Origin of the sequence: Bacteroides cellulosilyticus DSM 14838 (assembly GCF_000158035.1) — a bacterium.
Classification (GTDB): domain Bacteria; phylum Bacteroidota; class Bacteroidia; order Bacteroidales; family Bacteroidaceae; genus Bacteroides; species Bacteroides cellulosilyticus.
Genome location: NZ_EQ973491.1, coordinates 1,349,636 through 1,367,830, shown reverse-complemented (window position 1 = coordinate 1,367,830; position 18,195 = coordinate 1,349,636). Strand labels below are relative to the sequence as shown.

Annotated in this window: 17 protein-coding genes and 2 pseudogenes; 11 read left to right on the top strand and 8 right to left on the bottom strand. The window is 43.3% G+C overall.

The window, feature by feature from the left end; genetic code table 11:
* Both BACCELL_RS26915 and BACCELL_RS17635 read left to right on the top strand, forming a co-directional pair.
* Window positions 1-243, top strand: a pseudogene (locus tag BACCELL_RS26915) (B12-binding domain-containing radical SAM protein); the annotation flags it as partial.
* A 12-nt stretch (window positions 244-255) separates the two neighbouring features.
* A complete protein-coding gene (locus BACCELL_RS17635; RefSeq protein WP_007213324.1) occupies window positions 256-813 on the top strand; it encodes a pentapeptide repeat-containing protein in 558 nt (185 codons plus the stop codon).
* On the opposite strand, the gene BACCELL_RS17630 is transcribed toward BACCELL_RS17635, so the two are convergent.
* The 4 genes from BACCELL_RS17630 to BACCELL_RS17615 form a co-directional block, all read right to left on the bottom strand.
* A complete protein-coding gene (locus BACCELL_RS17630; protein WP_007213323.1) occupies window positions 790-2,097 on the bottom strand; it encodes a sensor histidine kinase in 1,308 nt (435 codons plus the stop codon). The genes BACCELL_RS17635 and BACCELL_RS17630 overlap by 24 nt on opposite strands.
* A 137-nt stretch (window positions 2,098-2,234) precedes the next feature.
* Entirely contained in the window at window positions 2,235-3,959 is a 1,725-nt protein-coding gene (locus BACCELL_RS17625; protein ID WP_007213322.1) for a helix-turn-helix domain-containing protein, read from the bottom strand.
* A 10-nt stretch (window positions 3,960-3,969) separates the two neighbouring features.
* Window positions 3,970-4,407, bottom strand: coding sequence for a Fur family transcriptional regulator (locus BACCELL_RS17620; protein WP_007213321.1), 438 nt, complete (start codon window positions 4,405-4,407; stop codon window positions 3,970-3,972).
* Window positions 4,408-4,412: 5 nt separating this feature from the next.
* Window positions 4,413-6,356, bottom strand: a complete 1,944-nt coding sequence (locus tag BACCELL_RS17615; protein WP_007213320.1) for a heavy metal translocating P-type ATPase — start codon at window positions 6,354-6,356, stop codon at window positions 4,413-4,415.
* Window positions 6,357-6,758: 402 nt separating this feature from the next.
* Between BACCELL_RS17615 and BACCELL_RS17610 the strand changes: the two genes are divergently transcribed.
* Window positions 6,759-7,409 carry an NAD(P)-dependent oxidoreductase gene (locus BACCELL_RS17610; RefSeq protein ID WP_007213319.1) on the top strand — a complete coding sequence of 217 codons (651 nt, stop codon included), beginning with the start codon at window positions 6,759-6,761 and terminating at the stop codon, window positions 7,407-7,409.
* A 125-nt stretch (window positions 7,410-7,534) separates the two neighbouring features.
* Here the strand turns inward: BACCELL_RS17610 and BACCELL_RS17605 are convergent, their stop codons facing one another.
* Both BACCELL_RS17605 and BACCELL_RS17600 read right to left on the bottom strand, forming a co-directional pair.
* Window positions 7,535-8,185 carry a DUF1349 domain-containing protein gene (locus BACCELL_RS17605; protein ID WP_007213318.1) on the bottom strand — a complete coding sequence of 217 codons (651 nt, stop codon included), beginning with the start codon at window positions 8,183-8,185 and terminating at the stop codon, window positions 7,535-7,537.
* 24 nt (window positions 8,186-8,209) lie between these two features.
* Complete coding sequence (locus tag BACCELL_RS17600; RefSeq protein ID WP_007213317.1) at window positions 8,210-8,800, bottom strand: sugar O-acetyltransferase; 591 nt, start codon at window positions 8,798-8,800, stop codon at window positions 8,210-8,212.
* 114 nt (window positions 8,801-8,914) lie between these two features.
* Between BACCELL_RS17600 and BACCELL_RS17595 the strand changes: the two genes are divergently transcribed.
* The 4 genes from BACCELL_RS17595 to BACCELL_RS17580 are packed head-to-tail and all read left to right on the top strand — an operon-like array spanning window position 8,915 to window position 11,760.
* Window positions 8,915-9,667 carry a response regulator transcription factor gene (locus tag BACCELL_RS17595; RefSeq protein WP_007213316.1) on the top strand — a complete coding sequence of 251 codons (753 nt, stop codon included), beginning with the start codon at window positions 8,915-8,917 and terminating at the stop codon, window positions 9,665-9,667.
* Window positions 9,664-10,176 carry a GNAT family N-acetyltransferase gene (locus tag BACCELL_RS17590; RefSeq protein ID WP_007213315.1) on the top strand — a complete coding sequence of 171 codons (513 nt, stop codon included), beginning with the start codon at window positions 9,664-9,666 and terminating at the stop codon, window positions 10,174-10,176. Before BACCELL_RS17595 ends, BACCELL_RS17590 begins: the two co-directional genes overlap by 4 nt.
* A gap of 55 nt (window positions 10,177-10,231) precedes the next feature.
* Window positions 10,232-11,137, top strand: a complete 906-nt coding sequence (bla, locus tag BACCELL_RS17585; protein WP_007213314.1) for a class A beta-lactamase, subclass A2 — start codon at window positions 10,232-10,234, stop codon at window positions 11,135-11,137.
* Window positions 11,134-11,760 (top strand): NUDIX hydrolase N-terminal domain-containing protein, encoded by a 627-nt coding sequence (locus BACCELL_RS17580; protein WP_007213313.1) that lies wholly within the window; start codon window positions 11,134-11,136, stop codon window positions 11,758-11,760. Before bla ends, BACCELL_RS17580 begins: the two co-directional genes overlap by 4 nt.
* Window positions 11,761-11,778: 18 nt before the next feature.
* On the opposite strand, the gene BACCELL_RS17575 is transcribed toward BACCELL_RS17580, so the two are convergent.
* A complete protein-coding gene (locus BACCELL_RS17575) occupies window positions 11,779-12,129 on the bottom strand; it encodes a winged helix-turn-helix transcriptional regulator (protein ID WP_007213312.1) in 351 nt (116 codons plus the stop codon).
* 52 nt (window positions 12,130-12,181) lie between these two features.
* Window positions 12,182-13,069 (bottom strand): annotated as a pseudogene (locus BACCELL_RS17570) (PD-(D/E)XK nuclease family transposase).
* Window positions 13,070-13,403: 334 nt separating this feature from the next.
* Here BACCELL_RS17570 and BACCELL_RS17565 point away from each other — a divergent pair.
* From BACCELL_RS17565 to mgtA, 4 genes are all read left to right on the top strand, one after another.
* Entirely contained in the window at window positions 13,404-14,312 is a 909-nt protein-coding gene (locus tag BACCELL_RS17565) for an arginase family protein (protein WP_394372954.1), read from the top strand.
* 80 nt (window positions 14,313-14,392) lie between these two features.
* Window positions 14,393-15,079, top strand: a complete 687-nt coding sequence (locus BACCELL_RS17560) for a response regulator transcription factor (RefSeq protein ID WP_044154093.1) — start codon at window positions 14,393-14,395, stop codon at window positions 15,077-15,079.
* Entirely contained in the window at window positions 15,076-16,443 is a 1,368-nt protein-coding gene (locus BACCELL_RS17555; RefSeq protein ID WP_007213308.1) for a sensor histidine kinase, read from the top strand. Before BACCELL_RS17560 ends, BACCELL_RS17555 begins: the two co-directional genes overlap by 4 nt.
* 123 nt (window positions 16,444-16,566) lie before the next feature.
* Window positions 16,567-18,195, top strand: a 1,629-nt coding sequence (gene mgtA / locus BACCELL_RS17550) for a magnesium-translocating P-type ATPase (RefSeq protein ID WP_007213307.1), incomplete at its 3' end; no start/stop codon positions are given.

Below are 18,195 nucleotides of genomic sequence, written 5' to 3'. Positions count from 1 at the left end.
TATCAGTTAGAAGCCAGCATTGCTTGGATAGAGGCCGGCATGTCACTGAAAAAACTTCCGGCAGAAAAGGTAAAGACCAAACGGCAGGTTCCCCCGGAGAACTGGCAAATACTGTATGGCCAATACAAAGAGAATCTCCGCCTTTGTTTCCTGCCTGTCAATGAGGAAACCAATCAAGGCTATTGGTTTGGTTTCGAATCGGAGATACAGAAGCCGGAACCCGTATTCAAAGCAATGAATTAACTGAAAAGATAAATGGAAGACAAGACCATAGAAAAAGTAAATTTCTCCATCGAGGAACTGGAAACCAATTATTATGAATGTACATTTGACAAATGTAACTTTTCAGATAAGCCTATCGGAAGAGTTATATTCGAAAAATGTACATTCAAAGAGTGCAACCTTTCATTAGTAAAAACCAGTAATACCTCTTGGTTGGATGTCCTGTTCACCGATTGCAAAATGACAGGCATCAACTTCAGCCTCAGCAACCGCTTCGGCTTGTCTGTGGAATTCCATAATTGTCTGTTGTCCTACGCCCTTTTTACTGAGATGAAACTGAAAGGAACCCGTTTTATAGGGTGCGATTTGCAAAACACAGACTTTATGGAAACCGACCTTTCCAATGCAGTATTTAAAGATTGCGACCTCTGTTATGCTTCTTTCCATCATACCAACCTGGAAAAAGCAGATTTCACTACTGCACGCAATTATACTTTAAATCCTGCTGCCAACCGTCTGAAAAAAGCGAAATTCTCCCGCTACGGACTGGAAGGGTTGCTTACAGGATTAGGAATAGAAGTTGTCGATTAACTTCTCCTTGTATAACTTGGGAGTAGGTGCAGTACTACAAGGTAATGTAACCCAAACAGTTGTGCCTACACCTGCTTCCGAAGTCAACCCAATAGATCCACCCATACATTCCGCAATGGACTTACATATAGGCAACCCTAACCCAACTCCTTGTGTAAAAGAGTCCACTTTTTCAAAACGTTCAAAAATAACAGGCAATTTATCCTGCGGAATACCACATCCGGTATCCGTTACCTTTATCTCAATACCTTGTTCTGTAACGCCGTAAGTAATATCAATATACCCTTCCTGAGTATGCTTCAAAGCATTGGACAAGAAGTTATTCAATATCTGTTTCACACGCTTTGTATCCAGTTCAGCCATATAGCCCTGTCCCGGTTTATGAATACGGATATCCAGCCTTCCGGCTGCTTTCATCCTGTACTCGGTAGCACTTTCCATTATCAAGTCGGACAGACAGAACCACGTGGGATGCAGATCTATATACCCCGCCTCTATCTTCGAAATATCAAGAATATCATCCACTATTTTCAGTAGAAGCGCATTGTTGTGATTGATCAGATTACAAAATTCTTTCTTTTCCGCTATATCCTCAGTATCCGCCAATATGCTGGAGAAACCAACAATAGCATTCAAAGGAGTACGGATCTCGTGACTCATATTTGCCAGGAAAGCCGTCTTCAGTCGATTGGCTTCCTCTGCTTTGTCTTTCGCTTTCCGCAAATCGCTTTCCAGCTTTTTCCTCTCGTCAATAATCTGGGTGCCTCCAATCAGAATAGCAGGTTTTCCACCCTCATCATACTCATATATGATACCATAGATATTTCTCCAAGATAAAGTATTGTCCGCATTCTGGTATAAGAACTCTTCATCAATAAGCTTGGAACAACCTTTCTCCAATCCATCTATCGCTTCATAGATTCTTTTTCTGTATTCCGGCAATACATGCGACAGGTGCTCATCCACATCTACTACTACAGTTCCCTGCTCCCCTTTCTCCAGGTTTCCTTCCCAAATAATCTCTTTACGCTTCAAATCCCACTTCCATAGTTTCAGCTTAATTGCTTTCACCAGCAAGTGGTGTTGAAGACTTTGCTGTTTCAGTTGCTGTTGCTTCTGCTCCAACTCCTGCATCAAAAGATTATAAGGCTTCATTAGTTCCTCCTCACCATCAATATCAGGAAGACGGTTGCGAATTTTATTATATTTTCGGAAATAATAGACTGCCGCTATCAGTGAAACAATGAAAGCAAACAGAGTTATTAAATATAAAATATACGTCATGATTCAAGTTATCCTTATATATTGAATTACAAAGAAACTCAATTATAAGATAACCCCTAAGTTATATTTTCAATTGATTATTAAAAATAGTATCAAATGATATTAAAAAAAGTACTATACAACTAATATACAGGATTTTAAGAATCCATATCCTTTTGAGCATTCTTAAATTCCGAAGGGGTCATTCCCGTTCTTCCCTTAAACAACTGATGGAATGTAGGCATGCTGTTGATGCCTGATGATTCAGCAATTGCACGCAAAGTGTAATCGGGTTGTTCCTTCATTAAATGTATCGCATAATTCAGGCGCAGGTTATTGATATATCCGTTCAGGTTAGTGTCCGTATTCTCCTTTATCATCTTGGCAAAACGAGTATTATTCATGCGGACAATTCTAGTCAGCTCTTCTCTCGATAAGTCGGGAGAAAGATACATTTTATCCCGTTTTATAATATAATCCAGCTTTTCGAAAATCATCTTATTCATCTGCTTATCCTGCTCCTCGTTATCACCGGATTCGTCTTCCACTTTCTCTGGAAAAGAGAGATCTTTCTCTACACCCAGTTGCGAACGGTCCATTTCTTCCTGCATGGAAAATTGCTCGTTAATGCGTTTTACCAGCGCTTTATTTTTGTTTCTGATTACACAATTTTGATGCCATAGTCTCCACAAAAAGAATAAAGCCAGTAATGCGCCACTCAGAATACATATCAGCGTAATGGTTCGTATCTTCAGCTGAAACGCCTGTTGCGAAATGCGGGCTTCTTTCTCGTTTAGCTCATAAAGTGCATCCAGTTCCAGTGCGGCATTCTGCTTTTCCCGCTGGTAAATGCTATCTTTTATTGCAGTGATATCCCTTTGAAGATTTATAACCGTTTTATAGTTCTCTAATTTAACATTGGCTTGTATTTCCAAATTCAGGATACTGAGATACTGGCTATTCAATGTATCCTGCTGACGCATTACTTCCTTAAAATCACGACAATTATCCAATACGGCCTGATATTTTCCCAAAAGCAATAAATAAGGAGTAGCATCAAATTTACCATCAGGAGTGGAAGCAGCATTTGTCGACTGATATTTCTTATAATATACAGCTGCACGCTTCTGGTCTCCCATCAAATGGAAAAGATAAGCCAATTTGGAGTATACATACGCAAATTGCAGATCCAATAAGTCCGCACGGATTTTCGATTGTTCACTCATTCTGTCAAGTAACTTTTCGCGTTGCAGACCTATTTCCAAAGCCTCGTTCGATCGCTTGTCAGCAATCAGATAGCCCATCTTCACTCCATAGAAATAGGAAAGCATCGTTTCATAGTCTTCATTTTTAGAATTATCGAGCAAGTCAATGGCCTGATCAAAGAACAGATACCCCTCTTCTTTGAAAGAAAGCCTTCTTTTGTTCTCTCCCATACAAAACAATAACTTACATTCGGACTGTATATCTTTAAGTTCGCGCGCCAGCTCCACCCCCTGAACAGCATAGCGCATGCTTTCCTTATATTCACTTAATAGAGAAAATAATTCAGCCATGGATACCGTCATCCTCAACAAATGTGAAGGATTATCATGTGACAGGGAATCGCTGACATAAGCCCTGCGAGCATAATGAAGAGCGGATTTATTTCTGTACATATTACGATAAACCGCACTGCGCAGCTCATCAACAATATTTAGAGGCATTGCACTGTTTACTTCGGCTTTATCCAATAATTGCAAGGTCCGAACAGGATCTTTCATATAATCCTTCATAATATACTCCCTGGTATATTGTTCCGGCGCACGGTTATCCCCCCCTGCCCGGACAGGCAGAGATAGGAATCCCAATAAAAGGAAGCACAAGTAGTAGAAATGTCTCATAATATCTTTCTTATTCTTCTGTGTCTATTTTCTGATGGACTGCACAGTCTGCGCAAATGCCCTTGATAACGTAATTTATACCGGTCTGCATAAACCCTTCCGGAAGGTTGACCGTTGGAGCATGCACACTTCGGATGCAGTACGTCTTGTGGCACTGCTCACAATAGAAATGCATGTGCTGGTCTTCCACCGTGCACATACAGCAATCTTCGCAAACCGCATATTTCAGCGAACCGCTTCCATCGTCCACTCCATGTATCAGGTGATGGGAAAGAAACAGGGTTAATGTCCGGAAGATAGTAGATTTATCAACCGTGTCGAGTTTGTCCTCCAGATCAGTCACGGACACGGCCCGCTTCATCTCCATCATAGTACGGAGAATCAGCAGCCGCATGGCCGTAGGCTTTATATCCCGCAGGGACAATTTATGCAAATATATTTCTTCCATATTTCTTAAAACTTCTTTCTCAATATACGGACTGAATTCAGCACCACCAACAAAGCTACGCCAACGTCAGCAAACACTGCCGCCCAAAGAGTGGCAAATCCGCAGGCACCCGCCAGCAACACCAACACCTTCACCGTAATAGCACCTACTATATTTTGCATCACTATCCGTCGTGTTGCCCGCCCTATAGAGATAGCGGTTGCAACTTTGGATGGCTGATCAGTCTGAATAACGACATCCGCGCTTTCGATGGCAGCGTCCGAACCTAACCCTCCCATGGCAATACCCACATCACTGAGAGCCAATACAGGAGCATCGTTCATACCATCTCCGACAAATGCGACAGACATACCCGGAACAGAATTGAGTTGTTCCAAATGAACGGCCTTATCTTCCGGCAATAAGTCACCGTAGGCTTTGTCAATTCCCAATTCCTTTGCAAAGATATTAACAATCTCTTGTTTATCCCCGGATAACATTTGAATATTATCTATTTTTAAAGCCTTTAATTTTTTAATAGCATCTACCGCATCCTCTTTCAGAGTGTCTGAAAGTAGCAGTTGTCCGGCATACTTCCCATCCACGGCACAGACCACTACCGTAGCTACACAATCCGCAAGTTCTTCGGGTACAGCTATCTGACGGTCAGTCAATAAACGGATATTACCGACAAGTACCTGATGGTGTTCCACATCAGCTTCCAGACCGTATCCAGCCAATTCATTCAGAGAAGTCACAACCGCAGGTTTCACACCACGTCCGGAAGCATAGTGAACAATGGCTTGTGCCACAGGATGGGTACTTTTCTTTTCTACAGATGCCACTAAACTCAGTAATTCATCTTCGGGGATATCTGTTGCCTGTATGGATGTCACACGGAAACTACCGGTAGTCAACGTACCTGTCTTATCGAATACAACTGCATTGATACGGGTTATGGCATCCAGATAATTACTTCCTTTAAACAGGATACCTGTACGCGAAGCCGCTCCTATTCCGCCAAAATAGCCCAATGGGATGCTGATAACCAATGCACAAGGGCAGGATATTACCAGAAATACCAATCCCCGATAGAGCCAGTCATTGAACACATAGTCGAATCCCGGATGCACAACCGCAACAAGTGCAGGAAGAGCAACGATAAGAAAAGCCAACAGGACTACAATCGGTGTATAGATGCGGGCAAACTTCCGGATAAAAAGTTCCGCCGGTGCTTTCCGTTCCGCCGCATCCTGAACTAAAGTAAGAATACGTGCCAGAGTGCTATGATCATAAGGTTTCGTCACTTGTATGCGCACTGCCTGTCCGCTGACAATCATACCGGCAAGCACCTCGCCTCCTTCGGAGACATTACGCGGCATACTCTCCCCCGTCAGTGCCGAAGTATCGAAGACGGCATAAGGATTTTGCAAGCTACCATCCAAGGGAACCCGTTCGCCGGGCTTCACTTCGATCACTTCTCCTACATTTACCTCACGGGGGGAAACAGTACTTAGTATCCCCTTTCGGTACACATCTACCTGTTCGGGACGTACATCCAGCAAATCCTTGATATTACGGGATGCCTGGTTCACAGCCTTATCCTGCAACATCTCTCCGATGGAATAGAGTAGCATTACTGCCAGTGCTTCCGGATATTCTCCGATATAGAAAGCTCCAAGGGAAGCCAATGCCATCAGCGAAAACTCATTGAACCAGTCTTTTTGCAAAATACTCTCCCAAGCTTCGCGCATCACAGGCAGTCCGACAGGCAGGAAGCCTATAAGAAACCAAAGGAACTCGATAACCGGATTAGCGAACAACGTCCACTCCTGATGCTGAAAGACAATACCCAACAGAAGGAAGACACCGGACAATACCGGAGCCCACCACTTCTTAATGATAGATTTCTCTTTTTCTTTGCTTTGCGAATGAGTATGTGAACAACAACACTGACATTTACTTTCCATAATCTTTTTATTTTTTTAGTTGGTACAAAGGTAAGGAATAGGAAATGCAACTGGGTTGCAAAGGGCCCATTGACAACTTATTATAAATTATTTCTGTAATTGCATAGAACTAAAATCCTATTCGCAAGAAACTAACTCTGTTTATGCACATTATTATTCTTACAACAAATATACTTCTTTCTTACAACAGTTGTGCTTCTTTCTTACAATAGCTGTTGTAAGAAAGAAGTATAATTGTTGTAAGATTATTTTTTAGCACTTTCAAGAATAATTTCTTGTATCCCGGAGATTAAACGGATTGAAAAGAGGATAAGTTATTAAACATTCTCAAAAAGAGCAATCACTGTCAAACTTTTATTGAAGATAAATAGTTCTATATATAAATATAAACAACGAACCAATATGAAAAATGTAGTACTCATAGGAGCCAGCGGTTTTGTAGGAACCGCCATCCTGAATGAATTGCTGAACAGAGGCCACAAAGTAACTGCCATTGTACGCGACCCGGCCAAGGTGACCGCCAGCAATCCGAACCTGAAAGTCATTCAGGCAGATGTGACCGATACCGATGTTCTGATTGAGGCCAGTAAAGGTAAAGACGCCGTCATCAGTGCTTATAACCCCGGCTGGAAGAATCCCAATATATACGAAGAAACACTGAAGAACTATCCGCTGATAGTGGATAGTGTGAAGAAGGCCGGTGTTGAGCGTCTACTTATCGTGGGCGGTGCCGGAACCCTGTTCTATGCTCCCGGAAAGATGGTGATGGATGCTGACGATGTTCCAGCCAAACTGTTGCCCGGAATCAAATCCCTCGGAGAATTCTATCTGAACACGCTTCGTAAAGAAAACGATATTGACTGGATATTCCTCTCTCCTGCCGCCAATATGACACCGGGAGAACGTACCGGAAAGTTCCGTATCGGAAAAGACGACTTAGTGGTAGATGTAAATGGAGACAGCAATATCTCCGTTGAAGACTATGCCGTAGCAATGGTAGACGAATTGGAACAGAAGCACCACCACAAGGAGCGCTTCACCATAGGATATTAAACAAGGCTATTTCAGAAAAGGATTTCTTTAAATTTCAAAACAGAATAAATGCCGGCAAATAAAGAATCACTCTTCTTTTTTGCCGGCATTTGTCTTTTTACCAAACTTAATTGAGCTAACCCTATTTATTCTGCATTCTTTTTCAGCCATTCCAACCTGCGCATATCAGGCAGGTGCTTTACCTTGAAGTTCTCAAACTTAACATTAAATCCGCCTCCATCGGGACAGGCAGCCATGAATCCAACTTTCATCGGAATATTATCCTGCAACCATGCATTCCGCATCATCGTATAAGTCTTGTCATCGAACGAATAGAAGATTTCAACGGCATCCAGCCTGCGGACAGCTTTAATCCAAATATAAGGAACTGGTTTATCCAACGTGATTACACTCCAGTCACTGGTCTTGTGAGTCACCACTGTACTCAGATTGAATTTTCCGTCTACAAACTCAATGCCTGCTTTGATGTAGTTTTCATGATCGATGCGCAACATCAGTCCCGCTTGGTCAAAGCGTGCCTTATAATCGCCAGTCACTTTCACTTTAACTTCAAATTCACCGCCATACGTTGCATAATAGAAAGGGGCGTCATCCACAGTAAAGCCATAATGAGAGATACGCCAATAATCACTCTGCGGAGTGACAAACATCGAAAGACTTTTATCCTTTATTTCCCACTGTTCAGGTTCGTTGAACCACTGCATTTTCTCCAATGTCTGAGCAAAAGAGGCTTGTACCCCAATCATTATCAACAGACTAAAAAGTAACTTTTTCATTTCTCGTGTTATTTTAATGAATTATTATTCTGACATATATTTAGCCCTGTCCGCTTCGGTGATCGTACGTAGCACCCGGCAAGGATTACCGACGGCCAGCACATTGGCAGGAATACTTTTTGTAACCACACTTCCGGCACCAATAATCGTATTGTCACCAATCGTCACTCCCGGCAACACACAGACCTGGGCACCAATCCACACATTATTTCCGATAGTGATAGGATAGGCATATTCAAGCCCCTGGATTCTCTGTTCCGCATCCAAGGCATGTCCGGCAGTATAGAAACCACAGTTCGGAGCCACAAAAACATTATCACCAAATGTAACTTTAGCTCCATCCAGAATGACGCAATTTACATTCGAATAGAAGTTCTCCCCTATTTCGATATTATATCCGTAATCACAATAAAATGGTTGTTCTATCAAGAACGATTTTCCGGTCTTACCGAACAGTCGGCGGATAATGCTCTCCCGCTCCTTCTTTTGTGAAGGGCGCAAGCTATTCAGTTCATAACATACTTCTTTGCAAGCTTCCCTCTCCGACACAAGCTCTATATCATTATTGGCATCATACAATTTCCCGGCTTTCGCTTTTGCTTTTTCACTCTCCATAATTTATTGCACTTAAAATAAATAACCATTAGTTTTCATTACCTTTGCAAAGGTAAAGGCTTACAGTTAAGTCGGCAATACTGATTAATAACCATTTTTCCATCTCCATACCGTATGGACATCGTAAATAAACTGAAGAAAGAGCTACTGAAACAAGCGTTCACCGAGGAACAGAAACAAACGGAACGCCTGAATGAGTGCAAACATATAGCTTCCATATATGCACAGACTGAAAATGCCATAGCAGTGTTAAGTGATATGAAAGCCAATATTAGTTATATTTATTACGGCGGAGTAGCCGAGAAACTGGGACTGGCAGAACGAAATACCGCCAAGACCATTCAGTCGATATGGGAAGAAGAAATATTCAGCCGCATTCATCCGGACGACTTACAGGAAAAGCATTTGCAGGAGCTCCGCTTCTTCCACTTCCTGAAAAGTGTCCCGGAAAAGAAACGCCCGGACTACTACCTTATACACAATATGCGCATGCGCGATCATTCGGGCAGGTATGTACACATCTTGCACAGGATGTTTTATATAGCGAGCCACTCAAACGGAAGTGTATGGTTATCCTTATGCCTTTACAACTTTTCAATGGATACGTCGTTAAGTTGCACCATTCTTAACTCGGCAGACGGGCAAACCCTCGAACTGGAAAAGCAGAATTGCAACGACCTGTTGTCAGACCGGGAAAAAGAAATCCTGCAATTGATAAATAAGGGAAAAATGAGTAAGGACATTGCCCAGACATTATCCATTAGTATAAACACCGTAAACCGGCACCGGCAAAATATCCTGGAGAAACTTCAGGTAAACAATTCTATTGAAGCTTGCCGGATTGCTAAAGAATTGCACTTGTTATGATAAGAGAAGTAAGGCCGGAAGATACCGGAAGCATTACAGCCATTTACAACGAGTATGTCGCACACAGTGTGATTACATTTGAAACAGAACCTGTACGCGAAGAGGAAATGCGTTCACGCATAACCGGAATAGTATCACACTTTCCTTACTTCGTTTATGAAACGGAAGGTAAAATTGCCGGGTACTGTTATGCCCATGCCTGGAAAGAAAGGGCGGCTTACAGGTATACGTTGGAAACAACCGTTTATTTGGCATCCGAATATCAAGGCAAAGGAATAGGAAAACAACTCATGCAGACGTTGATTAACGAATGCCGCCACAGAGGTTATCACGCATTGATAGCATGCATCACGGAAGGCAACGAAGCCAGTAATTCCCTGCATAAGAAACTTGGCTTTAAGCAAGTTTCCCACTTTGAGAAAGTCGGATTGAAATTCGATCGCTGGCTGGACGTGTTTGATTATGAATTAATATTAATTCCTGAATCACCCGTAAATAAACAACTATAAAAAATAATGAGAAATTGATTACTATCTGATATTATTAATCCTTTATAATTCACGTATGAAAGCAAAATTCTTTTTAAGCTGTATGGCGCTGGCAATCTTGTTCAGTGCATGCAATACCACCAACCGCACCCCGAAGCAGAAGATAGAACAACAAATAGATTCCCTTCTGAAAGATAAAAAAGCTACGGTAGGCGTTGCCGTACTCGCCAATGATGAGACTGTAGCTGTTTATAATAATCAAATCCATTTCCCCCTGTTAAGCGTCTTCAAGTTTCATGTGGGACTGGCTGTTCTGGATAAGATGGATAAAGGACATATTGCTTTAGATAGTCTTATTGAAGTGAAATCTTCACAACTGAAGTCCAATACATACAGTCCGTTAAGAGATAAATTCCCCGATCAGGATATTACAATTTCTCTCGGAGAGTTGCTAAAATATACCATTTCGAAAAGCGATAACAATACATGTGATATCCTTATAGAATATGTCGGCGGTATAGATCAAGTAAACGAGTATGTGAAATCGTTAGGAATAAAAGATTGTAATCTTGCGGCAACAGAAACCCTCATGCATACCTCCGGAGATACCGATCTGAACTGGAGTACTCCGGAAGAAGTAGTCAGATTACTGAATATAGCCGACAAGCAACCCCTATTTGGAACTCAATACAAAGACTTCCTTCAAGCAATCATGCAGGAAACTTCTACCGGCAAAGATAAGCTGAAAGGCCAGTTACCTGCCGACGTAATCGTAGGCCATAAGACAGGCTCTTCCGACCGGACTCCGGAAGGGATAAAGATTGCTGACAATGATGCAGGCTTTGTTATCCTGCCCAACGGACAGAAATATTATATAGCTGTCTTCGTGATGGAGTCTCAGGAAACCGATGCAGATAATGCAGCTATCATCGCCAGTATATCCAAAATTGTATATGATACTTTAAACTCAGATATCCAATGAACAAGAACACTGATCCCCGCTGGCTCGAATGGGCCAAGGAATTACAATTCATAGCTCAGGCAGGACTGACCTACTCCCGCGATCCCTTCGACATCGAGCGTTTTGAACGTATCCGGGAAATATCGGCAGAGATCATGAGCCATCAAAGCGGTCTGCCGGTAGAGAAAGTAAAAGAATTATTCTGCAATGAAACCAGTTTCCAAACACCTAAACTGGATACCCGTGCCGCCATCTTTAAAAACGGAAAAATACTTCTGGTAAAGGAAAAAGCCGGTGTATGGTCTATGCCCGGTGGCTGGGTAGACGTCAACCAAAGCATCAAAACCAATACGGAGAAAGAAGTCAAAGAAGAAGCCGGACTGGATGTAAAAGCCGTACGCCTGATTGCTTTGCAGGATAGAAACCTGCACAACCTGCCTCCTTATGCATACAATGTTTGCAAAGCCTTTGTTCTTTGCGAAGTAACAGGCGGAAGTTTTCAGAGTAATATAGAAACTACCGAAAGCAGCTATTTCTCTTTGGACGAAATACCTGCATTGGCCGAAGAAAAGAACAATAAGGAACAGATAGCCATGTGTTTCACCGCCTATTTGGATGAAAACTGGAAGGTGCCATTCGACTAAAAAGAACAGGCTACAAATCTATTCCATTTCCAGTATCTCTTTCATCTTCGGACGAAAGTCATCGCCCCATGCCTCAAGCTGTTCGATAATGGGGACGAGTGTTCTGCCCACTTCCGTTATGGAGTATTCCGTGTGAGGCGGAAGTACTGTAAATATCTTCTTCTCTACCATGCCGTGCATTTCCAGTTCTTTCAACTGCTGATTGATAACCCGGGGACTTGCATCTGTAAACAAACGATGCAATTCACTCGGGCGCTTAGGGCCGGTGAGCAATTCCTGAATAATACAGGACTTCCATTTACCACCTATCACCTCCATCGTAATCTTTATGCCACAATCAATATCAAAAGGAATTTTCTTCTTATACATAGAGTCAAGTTTTGCACAAAAGAATCATATCAGAGGAAAACTACACAAAAGACTACAAAGCGTCAATCTCTTCTGGCGTTAGACCGGTAGCTTTAACTATAATGTCAATAGGAGTCTCTAATTGCTTCATGTTACGGGCAACGGCCAGGTAAGCCTCCGCGCGTCCTTCTTCACGACCTTCCTCACGTCCTTCCATCTTGCCTTCCAGTTTGGCTGAATCCAACACATCATTCTGAATCATCACAGCACTCAAATGCTCATCATAAGCCATACGTTCTTTAGGAGGCATAGAGAAGTATTTCAGTTTCTCACGAGCTTCACTCAAACCGGGAGCTGTGGTATCAGGACAAATAGTACCATACTTCAAGTATTTCATCCATTCTTCAAGCGGGGTAGCAGCTACCTTATCAAACTCATTCACACGAATCAAGATGTATTCAGGAAATATCTCAGCAGGCATTCGAGGTACGATAGCATCACGCTCTTTGACATTCACTTGCAGACAGTCACCTGTATGCACACCTACAAAATGATTTTGACCATGATACAGGTAGTCACTACCCTTCCCGATATCAAAGTAAAGAATACTGATAGAATATATTTTCTTCACCTTATAATAAGTCTCGCCCAACGAGATATGTTCAGTGATGGCCTTGGCAACGCCATAAAGAATCCGTTCCAGATAATAAAGTTCACGAGTGTTTTGTATCTCGATAATAATAATCTCATCCTTACTGTTACGCGCCTTAATATCCACACGATTGAATTTATCTTCGGCAGATAGCTGATTACCTTCACTCTCCAGTATTTCCAGAATAGTAACTTTCTCACCCAAAAACACGGTGAGGAAACCTTCTAATACACCAAAGTTTGCCTTCTAACGGAGCAAGCGTTTTATTGCCCAATCGAAACGTACATATTTATCTTGAAGCTCTGCCATATTATCTGAGTATTAATCGGAATACATTAGTTTACCTACAAAGATACAGCTTATTAAAAAAAGGACAAGTAAACAGGCAAAAGAAAGTATGCCGGACAAACCAAGAACATCTACCAAAACGTTTCGTATTCATTACATTTTATCACAAAAACCGTATCGCTTAGATTCCATTCTCGTAAAAAATGAAATAAACGCTTTTACAGGTAGAGATAAATTTATCAGTATATGAATAATTTAGCCGTACTTGTGTATTACTCCGCCACTTCTTATTTTTGTACCTAAAAAAATGAGAACGTATTTATTATCAGTTGCACTCATCATTGGAGTCGCTTCAATGTATGCACAACAACCCGTAAAAAGTAAAGATATGAAGAAAGAAACCACTCCTCTCCGCCTGATTTATCCGCAATGGCAAGGCGGAATTGTAGATCACTGGATGCCGGATATTCCGGCAGAAGACTCTTCCAGAGGTTATTATTTAGGTGCCCAGTTACTGAACCTGCTGGCTCCGGACAGCAATCAGAAAACCGTGGAAGTTCCGGTATCTCTCGATATAAACGACAGAGCAACGGAAAAAGGTATCAACTCCCGTAGCGTGATTGTCAAACAAAGCAAGGCTACGCTCGATATACTTAACGAAAACAAACCGGACCGGATTATCATCCTGGGCGGAGAATGTTCGGTCAGCGTTGTTCCGTTCACTTATCTGGCTGCCCGATACCCGAACGATGTAGCCATAATCTGGATAGATGCTCATCCGGACATCAACCTGCCTTATGATGATTACAAAGGGTATCATGCCATGGCCCTCACCGCTTGCTTGGGAATGGGTGACGAAGAGATTATGAACTTACTGCCCGGTAAGTTTGACGCTTCCAAAGCATTAATAGTAGGACTGCGTTCATGGGATAAAGGCATGCAGGAACGGCAAAAGGAATTGGGCATAAAAGGTCTGGCACCGAAAGAAACAGCGGACAACAGTTCCGCCATTATGGAATGGCTGAAAAGTACCGGAGCTTCCAAGGTTGTCGTCCACTTTGACTTGGACGTGATAGATCCTGCCGACATGATAGCAGGCGTCGGCGTTGAACCGGACGGTATGAAGACCGAGGAAGTAGTCCGCGTGATTAACGACATTGCCTCCGAATATGACCTGGTAGGGCTGACCGTAGCCGAACCAATGCCACGTATCGCTATTAAAATCAGGAATATGCTGAACCAGTTGCCTTTATTAAAAGAGTAAGAAAAGAGAAACTCACAAATAATCTCTATATTTGTATGGTCTCAAACAATAACAACTGGAATCTACAAAAAATACAGACCATGCATACGATATTGATTATTGAAGACGAACCAAGAGTAGCCAGCCTGCTCAAGAATGGACTGGAAGAGAATGGTTATCAAACCATGATAGCTTACGATGGTGTCATGGGACTGCGTCTCTTCCGTGTCCATACGTTCGACCTGGTGATTTCTGATATTATCCTGCCCAAGATGGATGGTTTTGAGCTATGTAAAGAAATCCGTAAGACAAACCCAGGCATCCCTATCCTGATGCTGACAGCCTTAGGCTCTACAGATGATAAACTGGACGGATTCGATGCAGGAGCCGATGACTACATGGTGAAACCTTTCGATTTCCGCGAACTCTATGCAAGAATCAGGGTACTGCTGAAACGTAATAATGAAGCAACCGCACCGCAACCCCGGGAGATCAGATATTCCGACCTGTACATTGACCTACAAGGAAAAAATGTAACCCGAAACGGCACTCCCATCAAACTTTCACCCAAAGAATATAATCTGTTACTCTACATGACCGAGAATGCAGAGCGGGTTCTCAGTCGTATAGAGATAGCCGAAAAGGTTTGGAATACCCACTTTGATACCGGAACCAACTTTATCGACGTATACATCAACTATCTCCGCAAAAAGATAGACAAGGATTTCGACACCAAACTGATCCATACCAAAGCCGGTATGGGCTTTATACTGACGGATAAACTATGAAGATCAGAACAGCCTTAACCCTGCGGTACACTTGTATCACAGCCGCCGTGTTCCTGGTATTTATCACTACCATCTACTACGTCAGTGAGCACTCGCGCAGCAATGCCTTTTTCCGGAATCTGAAAAGCGAAGCCATCACCAAGGCACATCTGTTTCTGAACAACCAGGTGGATGCCGAAACCATGCAATCCATTTACCTGAACAATAAAAAGTTTATCGACGAAGTAGAAGTAGCCGTCTACGACACCGATTTCCGGATGTTATACCACGATGCCTTGCAAAACGACATCATAAAAGAAACTCCGGAAATGATAGAGCGCATCCTCCAGAAGAAAGAAATAGACTTCTACATCGAAGATTACCAGGGAGTAGGTATCATCTATACTTTCGAAGGTAAGGATTACATCGTTACCGCCGCCGCTTATGACGGCTACGGATATGCCAAACGGGAAATCCTGAAAGAAACACTCGCCCTATTACTATTCAGCGGACTGACCGCGCTGATTATTGTAGGCTACCTCCTTGCCCGGAGCGCATTGGCCCCCATCAGAAGCATTGTAAAAGAAGCGGAGAACATAACCGCCTCACGAATCAACAAACGCCTGCCCGTCAAGAATGAGAAAGACGAATTAGGCGAACTGAGCCTTACCTTCAATGCCTTGCTCGACAGACTGGAAAAGTCATTCAATTCGCAGAAGATGTTTGTCAGCAACGTGTCGCACGAACTGCGTACCCCTATGGCTGCACTTTCTGCCGAACTTGATCTTGCCGTGCAGAAAGAACGAAGTCCCGAACAATACCAAAACGCCATCCACAACGCGTTGCAGGATTCGCAAAGAGTGATTAAACTCATCGACGGATTACTGAACCTTGCCAAAGCGGATTATGAACCGGAACAGATCAAAAGAGAAGAAATCCGTCTGGACGAACTGTTGCTCGATGCAAGGGAACTTGTCTTGAGGGCGTACCCCGATTTCCATGTGGAACTCGTATTCGAGCAGGAAGCCGAAGACGACAAGGTGCTCACAGTGATCGGTAATAGTTACCTGCTTACAACAGCGTTCGTAAACCTCATCGAAAACAATTGCAAGTACTCCCGGAACCAAACTTCTTTTATCCAGATTTCTTTCTGGGAAGAATGGTCCATCATCCGCCTTTCGGACGACGGTGTGGGCATGTCGGACAAGGACAAAGAGCACTTGTTCCAACTCTTCTACCGCGGCGAAAACAAAGATGTGGCATCCGGCTACGGCATCGGCATGACTTTGGTACAAAAGATACTGAGCCTGCACAAAGGGGAAATATCCGTCTTCTCGCATCCGGGTGAAGGGACCACTTACGTCGTTAAACTCCCGCATATCTGATTTCTCTAATGGTTTTCTAATACCATTCTAATAAATCTCTAACGGCTTCTCCACGAAGCCGTTCTTACTTTTGCGCCGTGAAATAGAAACGCAATTAGTAACTTCAAAAAAAGGAAAGAGATTATGAAGTGGAAGAAAAAGTTACAGCAGCCTCAGTATGCGCTCAACTCCGAGAAAGTATTCCTGACTGCCATACAACCGGCAAAATCCGTTTACTCATACCTGCAAACGACAAGGCTCGGGTTGACAAGAGCAGAAGTTGAAGACCGCCAGCTTACGTATGGAAAGAACGAAGTGGTTCACGAACAAAAGAAGAATCCGTTCATCGTATTCATCAAAACTTTCATCAATCCGTTCATAGGAGTGCTGACCGGATTGGCAGTCATATCACTCGTCATCGACGTACTCATGGCAGAACCGGGAGAACAGGAATGGACGGGAGTCGTCATCATCGCCGTCATGGTGGTGTGTAGTGCCATCCTGCGCTTCTGGCAGGAATGGAAAGCCAACGAAGCCACAGACTCACTAATGAAAATGGTAAAGAATACCTGTCTCGTGAAGCGTGCCGGAAGTGGTGAGGAAGAACTGGATATCACGGAACTGGTTCCGGGAGACATCGTCTTCCTGGCAGCCGGAGACATGATTCCGGCAGACCTGCGCATCATCGAGTCCAAGGACTTGTTCATCAGCCAGGCTTCCCTGACCGGAGAGTCGGAACCGATAGAGAAGTTTCCGGAAGTAAAGGAAAAGCAATACCGGAAAGGCAGCATCGTGGAACTGGATAACATCTGCTACATGGGTTCCACCGTTATCAGTGGCGCAGCCAAAGGTATTGTGTTTGAAACCGACAACAGGACCTTCCTCGGTACTATCGCCCGCAACCTCACGGGACACCGTGCCACTACTGCTTTCGACAGGGGGATCAGTAAAGTAAGCCTGCTGCTCATCCGTTTTATGCTGGTCATGGTTCCGTTCGTATTCTTCATCAACGGGTTTACGAAAGGGGATTGGTTCGAGGCTTTCATCTTCGCCATTTCGGTAGCCGTGGGACTCACGCCCGAGATGCTTCCGATGATTGTAACCGCCAACCTCTCTAAAGGCGCTCTGTCCATGTCGAAGAAGAAAACGATTGTCAAGAACCTGAATGCCATCCAGAACTTCGGTGCGATGAATATTCTTTGCACCGACAAAACGGGTACGCTGACGTGCGACAAGATTGTTCTGGAAAAGTACATCAATGCCGATGGCAGCAATGACGAAAGCAAACGAATATTGCGTCACGCCTACTTCAACAGCTATTTTCAGACCGGGCTAAAGAATCTGATGGATAAAGCCATCCTCTCGCACGTAAAGGAACTGAAGCTGGAACATCTGAAGGATGCCTACACCAAAGTGGACGAAATACCGTTCGATTTCATCCGCCGGAGAATGTCCGTAGTGATAGAAGACAAACAAGGGAAACGCCAGATCATCACCAAAGGCGCCGTGGAAGAGATGCTCAGTATCTGTTCGCACACAGAATTCAATGGAGAAGTGCAATCTCTGACGGATGAACTGAAGGTTAAAGCCCAAAAGATCAGCGAAGAAATGAACCGGAAAGGAATGAGAGTGCTGGCCGTTGCTCAGAAAAGCTATATAGAGAAGGTGGGTAATTTCTCCGTGAGTGATGAAAAGGAAATGGTTCTGATTGGCTTCCTGGCTTTTCTTGATCCCCCGAAACCATCTGCGGCAGAAGCTATTAAGCAACTGCAT